Source organism: uncultured Microbacterium sp. (assembly GCF_947632095.1).
Taxonomy (GTDB): domain Bacteria; phylum Actinomycetota; class Actinomycetes; order Actinomycetales; family Microbacteriaceae; genus Microbacterium.
On sequence record NZ_CANROA010000011.1, the window covers coordinates 35,713 to 53,253 of the forward strand.

Annotated in this window: 13 protein-coding genes and 3 tRNA genes; 3 read left to right on the forward strand and 13 right to left on the reverse strand. The window is 67.7% G+C overall.

The window, feature by feature from the left end; translation table 11 throughout:
* Positions 1 to 19: 19 nt before the first annotated feature.
* Positions 20 to 232, forward strand: a complete 213-nt coding sequence (locus Q0Z66_RS05105) for a heavy-metal-associated domain-containing protein (RefSeq protein ID WP_298038517.1) — start codon at positions 20 to 22, stop codon at positions 230 to 232.
* A 10-nt stretch (positions 233 to 242) separates the two neighbouring features.
* The gene (locus Q0Z66_RS05110; protein ID WP_298038519.1) at positions 243 to 2,456 is read left to right on the forward strand and encodes a cation-translocating P-type ATPase; all 2,214 of its coding nucleotides are present in this window, start codon (positions 243 to 245) and stop codon (positions 2,454 to 2,456) included.
* 3 nt (positions 2,457 to 2,459) lie between these two features.
* On the opposite strand, the gene Q0Z66_RS05115 is transcribed toward Q0Z66_RS05110, so the two are convergent.
* The 12 genes from Q0Z66_RS05115 to Q0Z66_RS05170 all read right to left on the reverse strand — a co-directional run bounded on the left by Q0Z66_RS05115 (position 2,460) and on the right by Q0Z66_RS05170 (position 14,165).
* Entirely contained in the window at positions 2,460 to 5,819 is a 3,360-nt protein-coding gene (locus tag Q0Z66_RS05115; protein ID WP_298038521.1) for an ATP-binding protein, read from the reverse strand.
* The gene (locus Q0Z66_RS05120) at positions 5,816 to 6,526 is read right to left on the reverse strand and encodes a DUF4194 domain-containing protein (RefSeq protein ID WP_298038522.1); all 711 of its coding nucleotides are present in this window, start codon (positions 6,524 to 6,526) and stop codon (positions 5,816 to 5,818) included. The genes Q0Z66_RS05115 and Q0Z66_RS05120 overlap by 4 nt, the downstream gene beginning before the upstream one ends.
* The gene (locus Q0Z66_RS05125; protein ID WP_298038523.1) at positions 6,519 to 7,988 is read right to left on the reverse strand and encodes a DUF3375 domain-containing protein; all 1,470 of its coding nucleotides are present in this window, start codon (positions 7,986 to 7,988) and stop codon (positions 6,519 to 6,521) included. The genes Q0Z66_RS05120 and Q0Z66_RS05125 overlap by 8 nt, the downstream gene beginning before the upstream one ends.
* Positions 7,989 to 8,055: 67 nt before the next feature.
* Positions 8,056 to 8,129, reverse strand: a tRNA-Met gene (locus Q0Z66_RS05130).
* Positions 8,130 to 8,163: 34 nt separating this feature from the next.
* Positions 8,164 to 8,235 (reverse strand) — tRNA-Thr (locus Q0Z66_RS05135).
* 66 nt (positions 8,236 to 8,301) lie between these two features.
* Positions 8,302 to 9,612 (reverse strand): M23 family metallopeptidase, encoded by a 1,311-nt coding sequence (locus Q0Z66_RS05140; protein ID WP_298038524.1) that lies wholly within the window; start codon positions 9,610 to 9,612, stop codon positions 8,302 to 8,304.
* A 131-nt stretch (positions 9,613 to 9,743) separates the two neighbouring features.
* The gene (locus Q0Z66_RS05145; RefSeq protein WP_298038526.1) at positions 9,744 to 10,550 is read right to left on the reverse strand and encodes an inositol monophosphatase family protein; all 807 of its coding nucleotides are present in this window, start codon (positions 10,548 to 10,550) and stop codon (positions 9,744 to 9,746) included.
* The gene (locus Q0Z66_RS05150) at positions 10,547 to 11,521 is read right to left on the reverse strand and encodes a hypothetical protein (protein ID WP_298038527.1); all 975 of its coding nucleotides are present in this window, start codon (positions 11,519 to 11,521) and stop codon (positions 10,547 to 10,549) included. Before Q0Z66_RS05150 ends, Q0Z66_RS05145 begins: the two co-directional genes overlap by 4 nt.
* Before the next feature lie 89 nt (positions 11,522 to 11,610).
* On the reverse strand, positions 11,611 to 12,411 hold the full coding sequence (locus Q0Z66_RS05155; RefSeq protein WP_298038529.1) for an enoyl-CoA hydratase/isomerase family protein: 801 nt from the start codon (positions 12,409 to 12,411) through the stop codon (positions 11,611 to 11,613).
* Positions 12,412 to 12,498: 87 nt separating this feature from the next.
* Positions 12,499 to 13,002: an FBP domain-containing protein gene (locus tag Q0Z66_RS05160; RefSeq protein ID WP_298038531.1), complete on the reverse strand. Its 504-nt coding sequence runs from the start codon at positions 13,000 to 13,002 to the stop codon at positions 12,499 to 12,501.
* A 70-nt stretch (positions 13,003 to 13,072) separates the two neighbouring features.
* Positions 13,073 to 13,157, reverse strand: a tRNA-Tyr gene (locus Q0Z66_RS05165).
* An 87-nt stretch (positions 13,158 to 13,244) separates the two neighbouring features.
* Positions 13,245 to 14,165, reverse strand: coding sequence for a PfkB family carbohydrate kinase (locus Q0Z66_RS05170; protein ID WP_298038532.1), 921 nt, complete (start codon positions 14,163 to 14,165; stop codon positions 13,245 to 13,247).
* A gap of 68 nt (positions 14,166 to 14,233) precedes the next feature.
* Here Q0Z66_RS05170 and Q0Z66_RS05175 point away from each other — a divergent pair, with 68 nt between their 5' ends.
* Positions 14,234 to 14,836 (forward strand): hypothetical protein, encoded by a 603-nt coding sequence (locus tag Q0Z66_RS05175; protein ID WP_298038534.1) that lies wholly within the window; start codon positions 14,234 to 14,236, stop codon positions 14,834 to 14,836.
* Positions 14,837 to 14,899: 63 nt separating this feature from the next.
* Here the strand turns inward: Q0Z66_RS05175 and rpoC are convergent.
* A partial coding sequence (gene rpoC, locus Q0Z66_RS05180; protein ID WP_298038536.1) for a DNA-directed RNA polymerase subunit beta' occupies positions 14,900 to 17,541 on the reverse strand: 2,642 nt, incomplete at its 5' end.

Consider the following 17,541-nt stretch of genomic DNA (forward strand, 5'->3'; position numbering starts at 1 on the left):
CCGACGAGAGGAAGTCAGCATGAGCAGCACGAGTGTTTTCCTGGTGACCGGGATGACCTGCGGTCACTGCGAGATGTCCGTCCGCGAAGAGGTCTCCGAGATCGACGGTGTCGAGGGCGTCGAGGTGAGTGCCCAGGACGGCCGCCTCATCATCACGGCATCCGCTCCGGTCTCCGACGAGGCGGTCATCGCGGCCGTCGACGAGGCGGGATACACCGCCGCCCGGATCTGACGGAGCCGGCATGTCCACGGTGAATGATGTCGAACTCGCGATCGGCGGCATGACGTGCGCCTCCTGCGCCAATCGCATCGAGCGCAAGCTGAACAAAATCGATGGCGTGAGCGCGACCGTCAACTATGCGACGGAGAAGGCTTCGGTGCGGTCAGCGTCGGGCATCGAGCCCGCGCTCCTCATCGCCGAGGTCGAGAAGGCCGGCTACTCCGCTGCGCTTCCCGCACCCGTGAAGGCCGATGAGGGCGAGGACCCCGAGCTGCGGTCGCTGCGCCGGCGCCTGATCGTCTCCATCGCTCTGACGGTTCCGGTGATCGTGATGGCGATGGTTCCTCCTGCGCAATTCATCGGCTGGCAGTGGGTCTCGCTCGTCCTCGCCACCCCGGTGATCCTGTGGGGCGCGTGGCCGTTCCACCGCGCCGCCTGGATCAACCTGCGTCACGGGGCCGCCACCATGGACACGCTCATCTCGATGGGCACGCTCGCCGCCTTCCTCTGGTCGTTGTACGCGCTGTTCTTCGGCACCGCGGGGATGCTCGGCATGACCCACGGGTTCGAGTTCGCGCTGTCGCGCTCGGACGGCGCCGGAAACATCTACCTCGAGGTCGGCGCCGGGGTGACGATGTTCGTGCTCGCCGGCCGCTACTTCGAGAAGCGTTCCAAGAGGCAGGCGGGTGCCGCGCTGCGCGCTCTGCTCCAGCTCGGCGCCAAGGACGTCGCGGTGCTCCGCGACGGCGTCGAGACGGCGATCCCCATCGAGGACCTGCGCGTCGGCGATGAGTTCCTCGTCCGCCCGGGCGAGAAGCTCGCGACGGACGGCATCGTCGTCTCAGGGGCATCCGCGGTGGATGCTTCGCTGCTGACCGGCGAGTCGGTACCCGTGGAGGTGACCGCCGGGGATGCCGTGACCGGTGCGACCGTGAACACGAGCGGACGCCTGCTCATACGGGCGACCCGGATCGGTGCGGATACGCAGCTGGCTCAGATGGCGAAGCTCGTCGAGGAGGCCCAGACCGGGAAGGCCGAGGTGCAACGCCTCGCCGACCGTATCTCGGGCGTCTTCGTGCCGATCGTGCTCATGATCGCCGTGGTGGCCCTCGGCGGGTGGCTCGTCGCCGGGTATCCGCCATCCGCCGCGTTCACCGCGGCCGTGGCCGTGCTCGTCATCGCCTGCCCGTGCGCGCTCGGGCTCGCCACCCCGACGGCGCTGCTCGTCGGCACCGGCCGCGGCGCGCAGATGGGCATCCTCATCAAGGGCCCCGAGGTGCTCGAATCGACCCGCGCGGTCGACACCGTTCTGCTGGATAAGACCGGCACCGTCACCGCGGGGCGGATGACCCTCGACGGTGTCCTCAGCGAGGAGGGAACGGACCCGGAGGAGCTGCTGCGACTGGCGGGGGCGCTCGAGAACGCCTCGGAGCATCCGATCGCCCGCGCCATCGCCTCCGCGGCGAGCGCTCCGCTGCCACCGGTCTCGGATTTCTCGAACATCGAGGGTCGCGGCGTGCAGGGCCTCGTCGAGGGGCGCAGCGTCATCGTGGGGCGCGAATCACTCCTCGCGGACTGGTCGCTGGCGCTGTCGCCTGAGGTCGCGGCGGCGAAGGCCGATGCCGAGTCCTCGGGGAAGACGGTCGTCGCCGTCGCATGGGACGGCGCTGCGCGCGGAGCTCTCGTCATCGCCGACGCGGTGAAGCCGACCAGCGCGGAGGCCATCCGCGACCTGCGGGAGCTGGGCCTTCGTCCCATCCTGCTCACGGGCGACAACGCGTCGGTCGCGCGCCGCATCGCCGCCGAGGTCGGGATCGACGAGGTGATCGCCGAGGTGCTCCCCCAGGACAAGGTCGACGTGGTCACGCGTTTGCAGTCGGAGGGCGCGGTCGTCGCCATGATCGGCGACGGCGTGAACGACGCCCCGGCCCTCGCTCGCGCGGATCTCGGTCTTGCGATGGGGACCGGCACGGATGTCGCGATCGAAGCCGCGGACATCGCGCTCGTGCGCGGTGACCTGCGCAGCGCGGTGGATGCGATCCGTCTGTCCCGCCGAACGCTCGGCACGATCAAGACGAACCTCTTCTGGGCCTTCGCCTACAACGTCGCCGCCATTCCGGTCGCCGCCCTCGGCATGCTAAACCCCATGCTCGCGGGCGCCGCGATGGCGTTCTCGAGCGTGTTCGTCGTCGGCAACAGCCTGCGGCTGCGCAGCTTCGGGCGCACGACCCGCTGACGGTCACGCGTCAGCGGGAAGCGCGACCTTCGGCTTGGCCCAGGAACGGCCGCGAGTGTCCTTGAGGATGTCGTACTCGACGTCGACGTGGGGTTCGATCGCGCTGTACTTGTCGTTCGGAGCGCCGATCACGAGCTGGAAACCGAGCCCCCGCCAGGCGCCGATCGCACGCTTGGTGAAGTGCGCGTCGGCCTTGATGAGGGCCTCATCCATGAACACCGGGGCATAACGGGGGCGGGCTGCGCCCGCATCGCCCAGCTGATAGCGCAGGGCCGCACCGACGATGAAGGCGACGAGCTCCTGCGACTCGCCACCGGACTTCTCGCCGATGTGATCGTAGAGCGCCACATGCTGGCGGGTGACGGCCTGGATGCGCTCGGCGCTGACGCGCACGTGGTTTCGCACATCGATGAGCTCGGCGAAGTCGGGTGCCGTCCGTCGCATCCGCCCGATCAGACGGCTCATGCGCCGGTAGGCGTTCTCGCGCTGATCATCGGTGGATGCCGTGTCGATGAGCCCGCGCACCTCGCGCAGCTCGCGGCGGAAGCGCTTGCGCGCCTCGGACTGGTTCTCGCGCGGAGTGATCTGCAGACGGTGCTCGTCATCGTAGAACGCCAGTTCGCGCATGATCGCGTTGATCGGCTCGATGCGCTCACGGATCTCGCGCAGCGCCCGGCTGAGCGTGGAGTCGAGACTCGTCAGATCGTTGCCGGACAGTTTGATGAGGCTGTCGCGCCACTCGCGCTCGAGCTCGTGCAGGCCGTTGGTCTTGAGCGCTTCGAGAATGCCCTCGAACTCATCGACGGATGCGTCGGGGTCGGGCAGCAGATTGAGGTTTGGCCAGCGCTCGAGGAACGCCTGCATCAGGCGGCGCAGGCTCTCGCGCTGCTCGTGATGCGTGTCCACAGCGGCAGCGCGATCGTCCGCGAGACGCTGCGCGGCGGTCTTCAACGCCAGGTCGAGGCGGGCGAGTTCGGCGGTGGGTGCGGCTGCCCCCGCAGCATCCGTCAGCATGAAGCGCTCATCGAGGAACCGCATCTGCTCGCCGCTGATCGACAGCTCCGCATCGATCGCGCGATCGATGATGATCTGGCAGGCGTCGACGTCGTCGACGACATCGCCCCAACGCTGCTCGACGCTCTCGGCCTCGACCTGGGCACGCGCGATGTCGGCGCGCAGCGCGGCGGCCTTCTTCTTCAGTTGTTCGGCGCGGTCCTTCAGATCGGCGATCTCCGGGCTCGCCGTCGTGACCTCGGCCTCGACACCCGCCCAGCGCTCGTGCTCGGCACGAACCGCTGCGACGTCGATCTGCTCCCAGGTGATCTCGCGCAGGCGCGCGTAGATCGTCATGCGGTTCTCGACGCCGTCGAGATCCTTCTCCGCGTCGCGGGCCGCGCTCGTCGCCGCATCGACCTCGCGGGTGAGGGCGGTGAGCTGCTCATCGATCTCGTGCAGTCGGCGCTGGTTCGAGAAGCCGAGAACGTTCGCGCGCCCCTGTCCGCCGTGTGCGCCCCGGCTGCCCTGCGTCAGCTGACCCGTGATCGTCAGAGCCATCGCGTGAGCTCCGAGCTGCGCCGAGCTGTCGACGCACACGAAGCCGAAGCGCTCTTCGAGCCGTTGCTGCAGCCATCCGGTGAACCGGGAGCCTCGGTAGTCCAGGCGCCCGGGCAGTGTGCGCTCGTCGGTGCTCGGAGATTCCGCCAGCCCCGTCTGCACTCCCTCGAACCGCAGGCGCACCGGCGTGCGCACCGCGTTGATCGCCGCGCGGAACCGGTCGATGTGCTCGTCGTCGATCAGCAGCGTGGTCGCGAAGCCGCCGAGTGCGAGGTTGAACGCATCGCGCCACGGCTCGTGCTCGGTGCGCACCTCGATCAGCTCGCCCACGAACGGCAGGTCCGCAGGATCAAGGCCCGCGGCTTCCGCGAGCAGCGCCCGCGAATCGTCGAGGGCCGGTGGGATGCTGCCGCGCATCTGCGTGACACGATCGCGCTCGGCCTGCAGCTTGGCATGCGCGGTGAACGCGCGGCGACGATCCGTCTCCGCCTCCGCGAACATCGCCCGGGCCGTGCGACGGCCATCGGCCTCGGCGATGCCCTGAGCGACCTTCACCATGAGCTCATCGAACTCATCGACGGTCGTCACCGATACGCCCAGCCCCGCGGACACCTCGTCGAAACGGGCGCGCTCGCGTTCGACATCCGTCAGGCGCGCCGAGACCCGGCGCAGCTCGCGCTGCGCGGTCTCGAGACGGTCGCCGCCGGACTGGCGCAGCAGGTCGAGCAGACCGTCGCGCTCGACGTCGGCAGCATCCGCCAGCGCCCGCTTCTCGCGCAGGGACAGGTCGATCGTGATCTTCTGGCCGCGCAGCTCCGCCTCCACCGCACGCAGCAGTTCAAGACGGCGCTCGGCACGCCACAGCGCAGCGCGCGAGGTCTCGTCGATGAACGACCCGACCTCGTCGATCAGGGCGACGCGCGAGGCGGCCTCCGCGATCTTCGCCCGGATACCCGGAATGGGCTCGAGCGCATTCACCTGCTGCCGCGCGGTGAGCATGCTCGTGCGCGTGCTCTCCAGCTCGTCGAAGTGCGCGACCACCGCATCCGCGGCATCCATCGTGTCCGGCTCTTCGAGGACCAGACGCTTGTAGAGGTCATCGACCGTCGTGATCTGCTGACCCGCCTGGATGCGGGCGAGCAGACTGATGGCCTTCGCGCCGGAGCCTGCCGCTCCGATGCCGAGGACCGCGTGCAGACGCGCAGAGAACTCCCGATCCGTGCTGAGAGTCTCCAAGCCGAGGCCGCGCACCGCAGAATCCGACAGCCGCTGCGCAGCGGCCTCCTCCAAACGCCCCAGGTCGAAGGCATCCGCGACCGTCGCACGAACCCGGACCGTGTCTTCCAGCACCCGGGCCGTCGCCGGGATGTACCAGGCGCGCACCGCGGTGAACCGGGAGCCGTCATGATCGCGCCACGTGACCGCGATCGCGCTCCACGTGTCTTCTCCATCGCCGCGCAGCACGCGCAGCTTCGTCCCCTCCTCGGTGCGCGACTCATCGATCTTGCCGCGTCCGTACGAGAGGATGTTGCGCTGCTCCTCGCCGCGCGGACGCCCCGTGACACCGCCGTTGGATGCCCCGTTGAAGGGTGTGGTGTGCGGCATCATGAGCGCGATGTAGGCGTCCATGAGCGTGGACTTGCCCGATCCCGAACCGCCGCACAGCAACGTCGCATCCGGTGAGAATCGAACCAGGTGCGGGCCGCCGTCGTAGCCGCCCCAGTTGATGAGCTGCAGGTCTTCGGCGACCCACTGCTGGCCCCGCGAGGAAGCCGGGATCATTCCGAACAGCGTGTCGAGCATCGTCACAGCGCGCCCTCTTCCTCGTCGTGGCCGGCGCCGACCTGCTCGCGCAGCCAGTCGCGCAGTTCCTTCAGCTTCTCGGCGCTGAGGATCACCTCGACGAGCGGACTGATCCGGTAACGACCGGTCGTCTCCTCATCGATGATGCCCTCGCGGTCGAGACGGTCCATCGCCTTGCGCACGGCCTTCTGCTGGCGCGCGGTACCGCCGTCGACCTCGGTGAAGTAGCTGAGCACGTTCTGCTCGACGTCCTCGATGTCGATGCGCACCGAGCTCTCCCCCGCAGCGGACTCCCGCTGATGCACGGTGCGCAGGTGCACGAGCACGAGCGTCTCCACACGAGAGTACGGCAGGTCCTTCAACAGGATCGGCACCTCGAGCTCGTCCGAGCGCACCTGCTGTTTGTAGGCGAGGCCGCGCCCGTGGTCGACGACCAGACGCAGGAACAGGTCGTTCAAACGCGACTCGATGATCTGCTGATGCTCGATCAGCAGCTTCCACTCCTGCTTCGACCGCTCCGCGGCGAGGAAGCGACGCTGCAGGATGTGCACGAGCACGCGGCGCACCTCGGCGTCGAGCGTTCCGTGATCACCGGCGAACAGCTCATCGGGGTCGTCCTCCATCGCCACGGGGTCGATGAAGGGTGCGTCGATCGCGGATGCCGCGGGTGCAGCATCCGTCTCGGTCTCGACGTCGGGCGCAGACTCAGTCATGCGCTTCCTCTCTGGCGGCCTGGGCGCGCACGGCGCCGAAGGCGAATCGTCGGGTCGTGCCATCGGGGCGCAAAGCCTCGACGACGGAAATCTCATCGCTCTCGCTCATCCCGCCGCGGTGCGCGATCTCGAGCAGACCGAGCAGGTCCACCGGGCGGCGATTGTCGTCATCGACGCCCACGAAGGCCTCGGCGAGGTCGTAGTCGCCGCCGAGGCCCTCGATGTAGGCCTCGAGCTCCGCGTAGCGCGGACCGCCCCAGGCGCGCGTGTCGGCGTCGACGAACTCGACGTCGACGGCTTCCGTCAGGGGCGCGGGAGCGCCGGGCGGGCGAATGTCGCCGACCGATTGGCGCAGGTGGCCGACGTCGATCATCGGCAGGCTCCGCACCGGGTCCACCGGCGCCGGCGCGGCCGTGCCCTGACCCCACTCGTGCATGCCCGCGATCACGTCGCGCAGCAGATCATCGATCTGGCGGTCGCGGAGCGGATCATGCGTCTTCACCTGTCCGGTGATGACATGCGAGGCGCGGCGCTGGGCCGAGAGCACCTCTTCGACGCCGAGCTCGACCCGACGACCGATCGCATCGAACTCGGAACGCTGGTTCGCATCGAGGCTGCGGGCGAAGGGCTGACGCAGCAGATCCTGCAGGTTCTCGGTCAACGCATCGATGCGATCGGGGTCGCCGATGAGGCGCAGAGCGCCGGCGAAAGCGCGCCCCTCGCTGGTGGATTGCATGACGTCCTGGGCGCGCTGCAGATACTCGCGGAGCACCTCGCCCGTCGGGCGCTCGTCGCGGCGCAGATGCGCGACGACGTCGCGCTGCATGGCCTTGAGCGACTCGGCGACGCGCGCGAAGTCGGCGGGCAGTTCGCGGGCCAGGTGCAGAACGTTCTCGGCCTCTTCGAGAAGCTCATCATCGTCGAGGGGCTCGAGCTCATCGGCCTCGGCGCGCGTGATCTTCGCATCCAGCGCGTCGCGCTCCTCACGCAGGCGCTCCAGGCGCTTGGCTGGATCGGACTCGGCGTTCTCGGCGAGATGGTCGACGGCCTCGAGCAGGGTGCGAACGCGCGAGTTCGAGACGCGGGTACGGCCGCCACCCGTGCGACCGGCGATCTCGAGCGCCTCGACCGCGTGGGCAGAAAGACGGTAGACCTCGACATCGTCATCGATCTGCTGCAGAAGCCAGCCCTGCTTGGCCCAGGAACGGCACACTTCGCGCCCCGTTCCCCCCGGCAGACGACGTGCGTCGTCATCATGGCCGCCGGTGCGCAGCTGCTCAAGGATCTCATTCACCTCGGCGTGCGCATCGGCGATCGCGACCGAGGGACGGTCAGCTGTGAACAGCGTCATGAGCGCCGCGACGACGAACGGAGCCTGCCGCCCGTGCAGAAGATCGAGCGTCGGGGCGCGGAACGCCGCCAGCGCCCGGGAATAGGCTGCCTCGGCACGCGTTCCTGTCACCTCTAGAGCCTAACTTTCACGCCCGGAATACGACAAAACCCCCGGGGCTTCCGGGGGTTTGAATCTGTAGCAGGAGCGGGGCTTGAACCCGCGACCTCACGATTATGAGTCGTGCGCTCTCACCAACTGAGCTACCCTGCCGCAAGACGATTCACCTGAAAAAGTGAATACTGCGAGCCCCGAGTCAGGATTGAACTGACGACCCCTTCCTTACCATGGAAGTGCTCTGCCACTGAGCTATCGGGGCGCTGTTGCCCCGCGAGGCAACTATACGAGAATACCAACAACTTTCGGATTCTCAAAAACGAGACGGCTAGTAGTCGTATCTCCCGGCGTTTTTCTGCATCCAGGGCAACGGATCGATGGTCGAACCATTGATGATGATCTCGAAGTGCAGGTGCGAACCGTAGGAACGGCCCGTGTTTCCGGTGAGCCCGACGATGTCGCCGACCTTGACCGTCTGACCTGCGCTGACGCGCAGCGAGCCGTACTGCATGTGCGAGTAGTGGCTCGTGACGAGCTGACCGTCGATAATGTGGTCGACGTAGACGGTCACACCGTAGTTGCCGCCGGACTCGGTCGCGATGCGAACCGTTCCATCGGCGATCGCCTGAATGGGAGCGCCGTCGCCGGGCACGAGGTCGATCCCCTCGTGCATGCGGCCCCAACGGGCTCCGTACGGGGAGCTCATCGCGACGCCCACCTTGAACGGCCACTGGATAGCCGCATCGGGGTCGTTCGTGTACAGGTCATCCGAGAACGCGATGCCCTGCTCGGCGGCCAGATCGATCAGAGACTCGGAGGAGAAGTCCTCAGAGCGCTGGATGGCGTCGTTCTGCAGGTCAGACGAGGCGACGAACGCCTGAATCTCATCCTCGGACATCGCCGACGTGGTGCCGTCGGAATTCGTGATCAACGACATCGCTGATGCCGGCTGTGCACCCTGAGCGGCTGCCACGGCCTCAGCGGGAAGCGTCATCGATACGGCGAGGAGGCCGGCGACGCCCATGACTCCGACGGTCGCGCCCAGGGTGAGCAAGCGGCGTCGCAATGCGACGCGGGTGGTCGGGCGCTCTTCTTCGTCGAGGGGAGCCTCGGGTGCGACCGGCATGTTCGCGACGGAGAAGATCGACGTGTCGGCTTCGACCGTGCCGAAGGCACGGGATGCTGCGACGAACGCATCTTCTGCGACTGCTGTGCGCACCAGTGCGGGCTCGACGAGAACAGAACCGTAATCTTCGGGCGAGACGACGGGCATCGGCTCGTACCCGGCATCGACGAGGGCCGGCAGGGCTGCTGTCGCGGGCACGGTCTCAACACGAGCCGGAGCGGGCGCGGTCTGCGCTGCGACCTCGAAAGCGACCTCTGCCGCACGCACAACCGTCTGAGCGACATCGTGGACGACCGAGACGGGCTCTCGGGGCGCGACGGGCGCTTGCTGGGCGGCGAGCGCGGCTGCGGTGCGCTGCTCAGCGAGCTCTGCGGCGTGCTGCAGCTCGCGCATCTCACGGCGGGACAGCGGTGCACGCGGAGCGTCGACGGAGCCGGTTTCGATACCTGTCGGGTTCGCGGAAGCCGCGGTCGCGCGACGGCTGGAGCGGCGTGTGGGCACAGGCTCAGCCATGGAGGAGTCGAAGGGCAAAACGGATCTCTCGTCGTTCGTCAGCATGAAGGGAGTTCGCTGTTCGGGCAGCGAAAGTAACGATCAGGTAAATACACTACCGGGCTGCTCCTGGGAATGCCATGTGCGGACCCTCAATTGTGGTTGTCCACAATCGCAGAAAGTCGTGAGAAGAGTTCGGGGCCAGCCGCTACCAGCATCGGTCGCGCAGACTCGGTGTCGAAGCGCTGCACGCGGCCGCCCGCCTCGGTCACGAGCAGGGCGCCGGCCGCGTGATCCCACGGCTGCAGGCCGCGCTCGAAGTAGCCGTCGAGCCGACCGGCGGCCACATAGGCGAGATCCAGCGCCGCAGACCCCATCCGACGCAGATCGCGCGCCAGGGGCATGACACGGCGCACCACGGCGAGATCCGGGTCATGCGTGCTCGGGTCGTAGCCGAAGCCCGTTGCGAGCAGGGCCCCCGCCGCTGTCTCCTGGGTGACGGCGAGCCGTGAGCCGTCGAGCCAGGAGCCGCCGCCGCGAGCGGCGGTGAACAGCTCTCCCCATGCCGGGGCGCATACAGCGGCGGCGAGGGCCGTCCACCGGTCGGGATGCGGTTCGCCCTGCACGGCAGCGATGCTCACGTTGTAAGCACCGAGCCCGTAGGCGTAGTTCACGGTTCCGTCGATCGGGTCGACGACCCAGGTGACCCCCGTGCTGCTGCGGGCTTCTCCCGATTCCTCGCCGAGGAAGCCATCGCCGGGACGCTCCGCAGCCAGACGCGAGCGGATCAGTGCCTCGACCTCGCGGTCGGCCTCGGTGACGATGTCGGCGACCGTCGACTTCGTCGCCGCGAGGGCGACTCCCTCCGCGCGACGACGGCGGGCCAGGTCTCCGGCTTCGCGCGCGATATCCGCGGCGAGCAGTCGCAGCTGCTCGCCGTCGTATTCCACGGCGCTCACTGCGGTGCCGGCGGAGGAGGGGGGAACGAGCCGGGGGCCGAAGTCTGCGCAGGAGGAGCAGGCGGTTCGGTAACGGGATCCGCGGCTACCGGAGCCGGGTGCTGCGGCTGAGCCGCAGGGGACTGCGCGTTGCCGTAGTACTGGGGCGTCGGGTAGCCCGTGTAGTAGGCACTGACATCCGGGGTGCCGTCGGGAAGCACCGGCAACGGCGTGACGCCATCGGCGTAGGTTGGCCACGCGTTCACCGGCTGCTCGATGACTGCGGGCTGTGCATAGCCCTGCCCGGCGAAGCTCTGAGGCGCGGGGGCACTGTAGTTCGGCAGTCCGATGGACCCCGACGGGCGCTTGGGTGCGAACAGCGCGTTCAGCAACGGGATCAGCGTGGTTCCGACCGCGACGAGGATCGCGAGGGCGACGACGATCCGCCAGTACATGTCGGGGTACTCGAACAGCCTCGTGAAGGTGAGCGGGATGATCAGCATCACCGCGAGGATCATGAGCAGCCCGATCGTCACGTACTGGATGACCTGGGTGAACAGCGTCACATAGCGCTGCGCCGCGGTTGTGAACAGCCGCACGTGCAGCAGTGCCAGCTGCAGGATCGCGACGACGAGGAGTAGGAAGAAGAATCGGGTGAAGCCGACCGCGCCCTCGAACCACTGAATCGGCATCCAGATCTTCACCGCGCCCACGAGAAGGGCGATGATCCAGGTGATCATGCTCGCCAGCGCGAGCCAGTCAGGGCGCTTGCTCGACAGACCCGCCTCGAGGATGGCGATGCCCGCGAAGGCGACGAAGAGCAGGATCGTGAGGAACGCCCGGCCGATGATGCCGTCCTGGTTATCGACGAGCACCCACACCACGCAGACGATCGCTGCGGCGATCAGCGCCCCGATCGCGATCCAGATGGCCCCTCGGATGAGCAGAGAGGTGTTCGCGCCCTCTGGTTGCCGCGTCGTGCTGTCAGCCATGGTCTTCTCCTCATCGGCGGGCGGTGACCTTCATCCTGCCACGAGCCACCGCCCTCTGGCCGTGGGCCGTTCCGGTTGTGAACAACTCGTCACTCAGCCTTCTTCTTCGCGGATGCCGCGGCGAATGCCGTCACCCGGGCCCGCGCATCCGGCGTCTCGAAGGCCGCACCGATCGAGTGCGCCTCTTCCGCGAGCTGCTCGGTGAAGCTTCGGGCCGGGCGGGAACGGATCAGGCGCTTCGCCTGCCCATAGGCGCCCGCGGCGCCCTCGCACCAGAACCGGGCGATCTCCGCGGCGCGGGCTCGGACGAGATCCGCTTCAGCCCCGGCATCCGCCCCCTCGACGGCCTCGGCGACGAGCCCCCAGTCCCGAGCCTCCTGCGCCGTGAGGAGACGATCCTGCAGGACGAGCTGCAGTGCGCGCCGCTCGCCGATGGCCGCCGCGAGGTGCGCGGATACCGACAGGTCGGGGGTGAGCCCGATGTTGGCGTAGAGGCTTCCGAGATGCGAGCGCGAACCGACCACCGCGTAGTCCGAGCAGAGCAGAATGCCCAGTCCCCCGCCCACCGTCGTGCCGTGGGCGGCCGCCACAACAGGGATCGCCGATTCGGTGAGAGCACGGATGCCGGCGTTGATGACGCCGGCCAGCTCGGTGAGCTGGCTTCCGGATTGCATCGTCGTCGCCATCTCGACGACATCACCACCCGCGCAGAACGAGGGCCCCGCTGCGTCGATCACGATCGCGTGCACATCATCGCGCGAGGTCGCCTCGACCGTCGCATCCCGCCATGCCCGGGCCAGATCGGCGTTGAACGCGTTGAGCCGGGCCGGACGATTCAGCGTCAGGCGTGCGACGTGATCGTCGACGGACAGCAGGATGGGCTCGCTCATGGCATCTCCTTCGAAGCGGGGCAGACCCGGTCAGCCTAAGCGGTCGTCTCCGCCATCGAGCATGACTGCTGTCGCCGGAGACCAGCTTCAGTCCGCGACGTCGGGGTTCTCCTGTACGCGGGCGACAAAAGCCTCCATACGGCGGCGCGTGCCGTCCAGGCGCATGTCGACCTGGCCCGCGGGCCGGATCTCATTCGGGGCCAGCGGCGGCGCGAGGCGCACGTTGTCGTGGCAGGACAGATCGACGCACATGTGCGTTCCGATGCTGTCGCCGCGACTCCCCGCACTGTCGGCGCGACGCGCGGTGAACAGCGCGACCTGCGCGCCCGGCTGCATCGTGCGGCAGATGTTGCACATACCCGCCTGTGCGCGGCCCGACTCGCTCGCACGCAGCACGATGCCGACGGCCCTCGCCGCCGTCTCGACGATCACGTACCCGCGTTTGCCGAAGACGGGATCCCGCCAGGCGAAGAAGTCGCGGAAGTCCCAGTCGATGAAGAGGAAGTCGTGCGGCATCTCCATCGTCTCGAGCTCCTCCTCCGTCGCATTGACGAAGGATGCCCGGACATCGGTCTCGGTGAGCGCACGCATCGCCCCAGTCTACGAACAGATCCTCCGAGGCAACGCAAAAGCCCCGCATCAGATGCGGGGCTTTTTGTCGTGGTGGCAAGTGAGGGATTCGAACCCCCGAATGCGATGCAGGCTGATTTACAGTCAGCTCCCTTTGGCCACTTGGGTAACTTGCCAAGCGCACACCCGTCCAGCTTATACAGCCAACCGGGGGCACGAGTTATAAGCATACCGGTCAGAGCCAGGTGTAAGAAATCGAGGGATCAAGAATTTTCCGCCTGGCGTTTCGCGACCCCGAACGATTCGGGGGTGCGCAGCAGACCGCCCTCCGCGCGGCACGTCGCGGCCGCGACATCCATCGCCCGATCCAGCAGTCGGCGCCACTCCTCGGGCGCTTCCGGGCGGGTGCCGATCAGCCCCTCCGCGACGGCGGCGAGCGTGGCATCCCCCGCTCCCACCGTGTCGACGATCGATCCGGGAAGATCCGTGATCGGCGCCGAGACCACACCCGAATCCGTCTCGAGGACCGCACCGTCGCGCCCCGCCGTGGCAAGAACCGCCCGGGCACCGAGCCCCCGCAACCGCTCGCGCAAAGCGTCGAGATCACCGTCGTAGAGCAGCGCGGCATCATCCGCACCGACCTTCACGATCGCAGCATCCGACACCACCCGCTCGAAACCGCGCACGAACTCCGCCCGATCGCTGAGCATCCCCGCACGCGGATTCGGGTCGATCGCAACGCGCGCCCCCGCCAGCGCCTCGATCGCCGCATCGACCTCGCGGCGAACGTCGAAGGGGAAGCAGCTGATGACGGTCAGGTCGGCTTTCGCGATCGCTGCGCGCGCCTCCTCCCCGTATCGGATGCTGCGCCGCTGCGCCGCCGTATTGAAGACGTAGATCGGCTCGCCGTCCGCCGTGCGGGTGACGATCGCCCGAGAGGAGCCGTGCGGGGCCGCGCTCGCAACGAGCACCACACCATGCTCGGCGAGGTGCTCGCGAATCCGCTCCCCCGCCTCGTCGCCTGCGACCATCGCGATCAGCGTCGTCGGAACCCCGAGACGCCGCAGCCCCACGGCCACGTTCAGCGCCGCCCCTCCCACCAGTTCGCGCACACCGGTACCGTCTCGGATCTCGTCGATGAGCGCGTCGCCGATCACCACGACGGAGGGGGAGGTTTCCTGCATCCTCACATTCTGGCCCGGGACGGCACCGCTGTCTCCCTCCGCGCACATCTGCGCGCTACGGTGTGCTCATGAAGGCACAGCGCTCCGCGCTCATCGCGGCCCTGCTCCTATCCGTCACGGGCATCGCTGGATGCTCCGCGCCTGCGGATCCGGCCTCCGAAGCATCTTCACCGCCGAGCTCCTCGCCCTCGGCATCCGCACCATCGACGGCGCCCCCGAGCCCAACCCCGACACCGACGCCGACCGAGGAACCGGTCGTCATCCCGAACGACTGCCGCGCGATCCTCTCCGCCGATGTGCTCGCTCAACTCGACGGCATCCCGCTGAACGACCCCGCGATCGGCGAGAACGGCGGCCGGCAGGCCGACGGCTCGCTGCTGTGCATGTGGGCCGACCCGCGCGCCGACACCACCGGGCTCGCCACCTACATCTCCTATGAGAGGCGCGGACCCGCTCTGGAGATGCTGAACGACCTCGTCACCGAGGAGGACTTCACCTGCTACGAGAGCCAAGGCGGAACACGCTGCGAGAAGACCTGGGAGAACGAGCTGTACCCGGTCGCCGATGGGCGCACCCTGTTCTGGCGCGGCGGCATCCTCATCGACACGCAGTACTCGAATCTCTCCCCGACCGGCTACACCGCGAGCATCGTCGACAACCTCTTCGGCTGAGTCCCGCCCACGAAGAAGGCCCCGATTCCATGCGGAATCGGGGCCTTCTTCAGTCAGTCACGCTCAGTTGTAGGTACCGGGCGTCACGTCGTCGGTCGAGAACGCGTCGAAGTCGACGTAACCGAAGTCGCCCTCGGCGTACGCGCCGTCGGATGCGAAGATCCGGTTCGGGTAGCGCTCGCTCTTGGCCTCTTCCGTCGCCTCGACCGTGATGTCGCGGTACTTCGACAGACCGGTTCCGGCGGGGATGAGCTTACCGATGATGACGTTCTCCTTGAGACCGACCAGCGGGTCGCGCTTGCCCTGCATCGCAGCCTCGGTGAGCACACGGGTCGTCTCCTGGAACGAGGCGGCCGACAGCCACGACTCGGTTGCCAGCGACGCCTTCGTGATACCCATCAGCTCCGAGCGGCCCGACGCGGGACGCTTGCCCTCGGCCACGGCCTCGCGGTTGATCTGCTGGTAGCGCTTGAGGTCGACCATCTCACCCGGCAGCAGGGTCGTGTCGGCGTGATCGACGACGGTGACCTTGCGGAGCATCTGACGGACGATGACCTCGATGTGCTTGTCGTGGATCGGCACTCCCTGCGAGCGGTACACGCCCTGGACGCCGTTGACGAGGTAACGCTGAACCTCGCGGGCACCCATGACACGCATGACCTCCTTGGGGTCGAGCGTGCCGACCTGCAGGGGCTGACCGACGGAGACGTGCTGGCCGTCCTCGACGAGAAGCGTTGCACGCTTCAGCACCGGGTAGACGACCTCTTCATCACCGTTGTCGGGCGTGAGGATGACCTTCTTGCCCTTGTCGTTCTCCTCGATCGTGATGCGGCCATCGGCCTCGGCGATCGGGGAAGCGCCCTTGGGCGTACGAGCCTCGAAGAGCTCCTGCACGCGGGGCAGACCCTGGGTGATGTCACCGGCGGATGCCAGGTGGAAGGTACGCATCGTCAACTGGGTACCGGGCTCACCGATCGACTGTGCGGCGATGATGCCGACGGCCTCACCGATGTCGACCGTCTTGCCGGTCGCGAGCGAACGGCCGTAGCACTGCGCGCAGACGCCGACGGCCGAGTCGCAGGTGAGCACGGAGCGCACCTTGATCTCCTCGACGCCGAGCTCGACGAGCTTGTCGATGAGCACGTCGCCCACGTCGTCGCCGGCCGATGCGAGGACCTCGCCCGACTCGCCCACGACATCGGCTGCCAGCGTGCGGGCGAACACCGAGTTCTCGACGTTCGCATCGCGGACCAGCTCGCCCTGCGAGTTCGGAGCGGCGATCGGCAGGGCCAGGCCCTTCGACGTGCCGCAGTCGTGCTCGCGGATGATGACGTCCTGCGAGACATCCACCAGACGACGGGTCAGGTAACCCGAGTCGGCGGTGCGCAGAGCGGTGTCGGCCAGACCCTTACGGGTACCGTGCGTCGCGATGAAGTACTCGGCGACCGAGAGTCCCTCGCGGTACGAGGAGATGATCGGACGCGGGATGAGCTCACCCTTCGGGTTGCTCACCAGACCACGCATACCCGCGATGTTACGGATCTGCAGCCAGTTACCACGTGCGCCCGACGTCACCATGCGGTTGATGGTGTTGTCCTCGGGGAAGTGGTCCATCATCGCGGCCTGGACCTCGTCTGTGGCGGACGTCCAGATCTGGATGAGCTCCTGGCGGCGCTCTGCGTCGGTGATCAGACCCTTGTCGTACTGCGACTGGACCTTCGCGGCCTGCTTCTCGTAACCGGCGACGATCTCCTTCTTGCGCGGAGGCGTGATCACGTCACTGAGCGCGACGGTCACACCCGAGCGGGTCGCCCAGTAGAAGCCGGCATCCTTGATGCGGTCCAGCGTCGCAGCCGTCTCGACCTTCGGGTACTCCTCGGCCAGCTTGTTGACGATCTGCGAGAGCTTGCCCTTGTCGGCGGGCTCGCGCACGAACGGGTAGCCCTTGGGCAGCGTCGCGTTGAAGATCGCCTGTCCGAGCGAGGTGTCCACGAGACCGTGGTTCTCGTAGCCCTCAGGGCCCTGGCCCTCGAGGAAGGACAGACCCGGGATGCGGATGCGGACCTTCGCCTGCAGGTCGAGGGTGCCCTCGTCCTTGGCGAGGATCGCCTCGGAGACGGAGCCGAATGCACGGCCCTCGCCCAGAGCGCCGTCCTTCAGCACCGTGAGGTGGTGGAGACCGATGATCATGTCCTGCGAGGGCAGGGTCACCGGGCGGCCGTCCGACGGCTTCAGGATGTTGTTCGAGGCGAGCATGAGCACGCGCGCCTCGGCCTGAGCCTCGACCGACAGCGGCAGGTGCACAGCCATCTGGTCACCGTCGAAGTCGGCGTTGAACGCGGCGCAGACGAGCGGGTGCAGCTGGATGGCCTTGCCCTCGACGAGCTGGGGCTCGAACGCCTGGATGCCCAGACGGTGCAGGGTGGGTGCACGGTTGAGCAGCACCGGACGCTCGCGGATGATCTCCTCGAGCACGTCCCAGACCTCGGGACGGGTGCGCTCGACGGCGCGCTTGGCGGCCTTGATGTTCTGCGAGTGACCGAGGTCGATCAGGCGCTTGATGACGAACGGCTTGAACAGCTCGAGCGCCATCTGCTTGGGCAGACCGCACTGGTGCAGCTGGAGCTGCGGGCCGACGACGATGACCGAACGGCCCGAGTAGTCGACGCGCTTTCCGAGCAGGTTCTGACGGAAACGACCCTGCT

Coding starts and splice junctions, on each gene's coding strand:
- Q0Z66_RS05105 (WP_298038517.1), top strand. CDS start 20: ATGAGCAGCACGAGTGTTTTCCTGGTGACCGGGATGACCTGCGGTCAC.
- Q0Z66_RS05110 (WP_298038519.1), top strand. CDS start 243: ATGTCCACGGTGAATGATGTCGAACTCGCGATCGGCGGCATGACGTGC.
- Q0Z66_RS05120 (WP_298038522.1), bottom strand. CDS start 6,526: ATGACTGAGTCTGCGCCCGACGTCGAGACCGAGACGGATGCTGCACCC.
- Q0Z66_RS05140 (WP_298038524.1), bottom strand. CDS start 9,612: ATGGCTGAGCCTGTGCCCACACGCCGCTCCAGCCGTCGCGCGACCGCG.
- Q0Z66_RS05150 (WP_298038527.1), bottom strand. CDS start 11,521: ATGGCTGACAGCACGACGCGGCAACCAGAGGGCGCGAACACCTCTCTG.
- Q0Z66_RS05155 (WP_298038529.1), bottom strand. CDS start 12,411: ATGAGCGAGCCCATCCTGCTGTCCGTCGACGATCACGTCGCACGCCTG.
- Q0Z66_RS05160 (WP_298038531.1), bottom strand. CDS start 13,002: ATGCGTGCGCTCACCGAGACCGATGTCCGGGCATCCTTCGTCAATGCG.
- Q0Z66_RS05170 (WP_298038532.1), bottom strand. CDS start 14,165: ATGCAGGAAACCTCCCCCTCCGTCGTGGTGATCGGCGACGCGCTCATC.
- Q0Z66_RS05175 (WP_298038534.1), top strand. CDS start 14,234: ATGAAGGCACAGCGCTCCGCGCTCATCGCGGCCCTGCTCCTATCCGTC.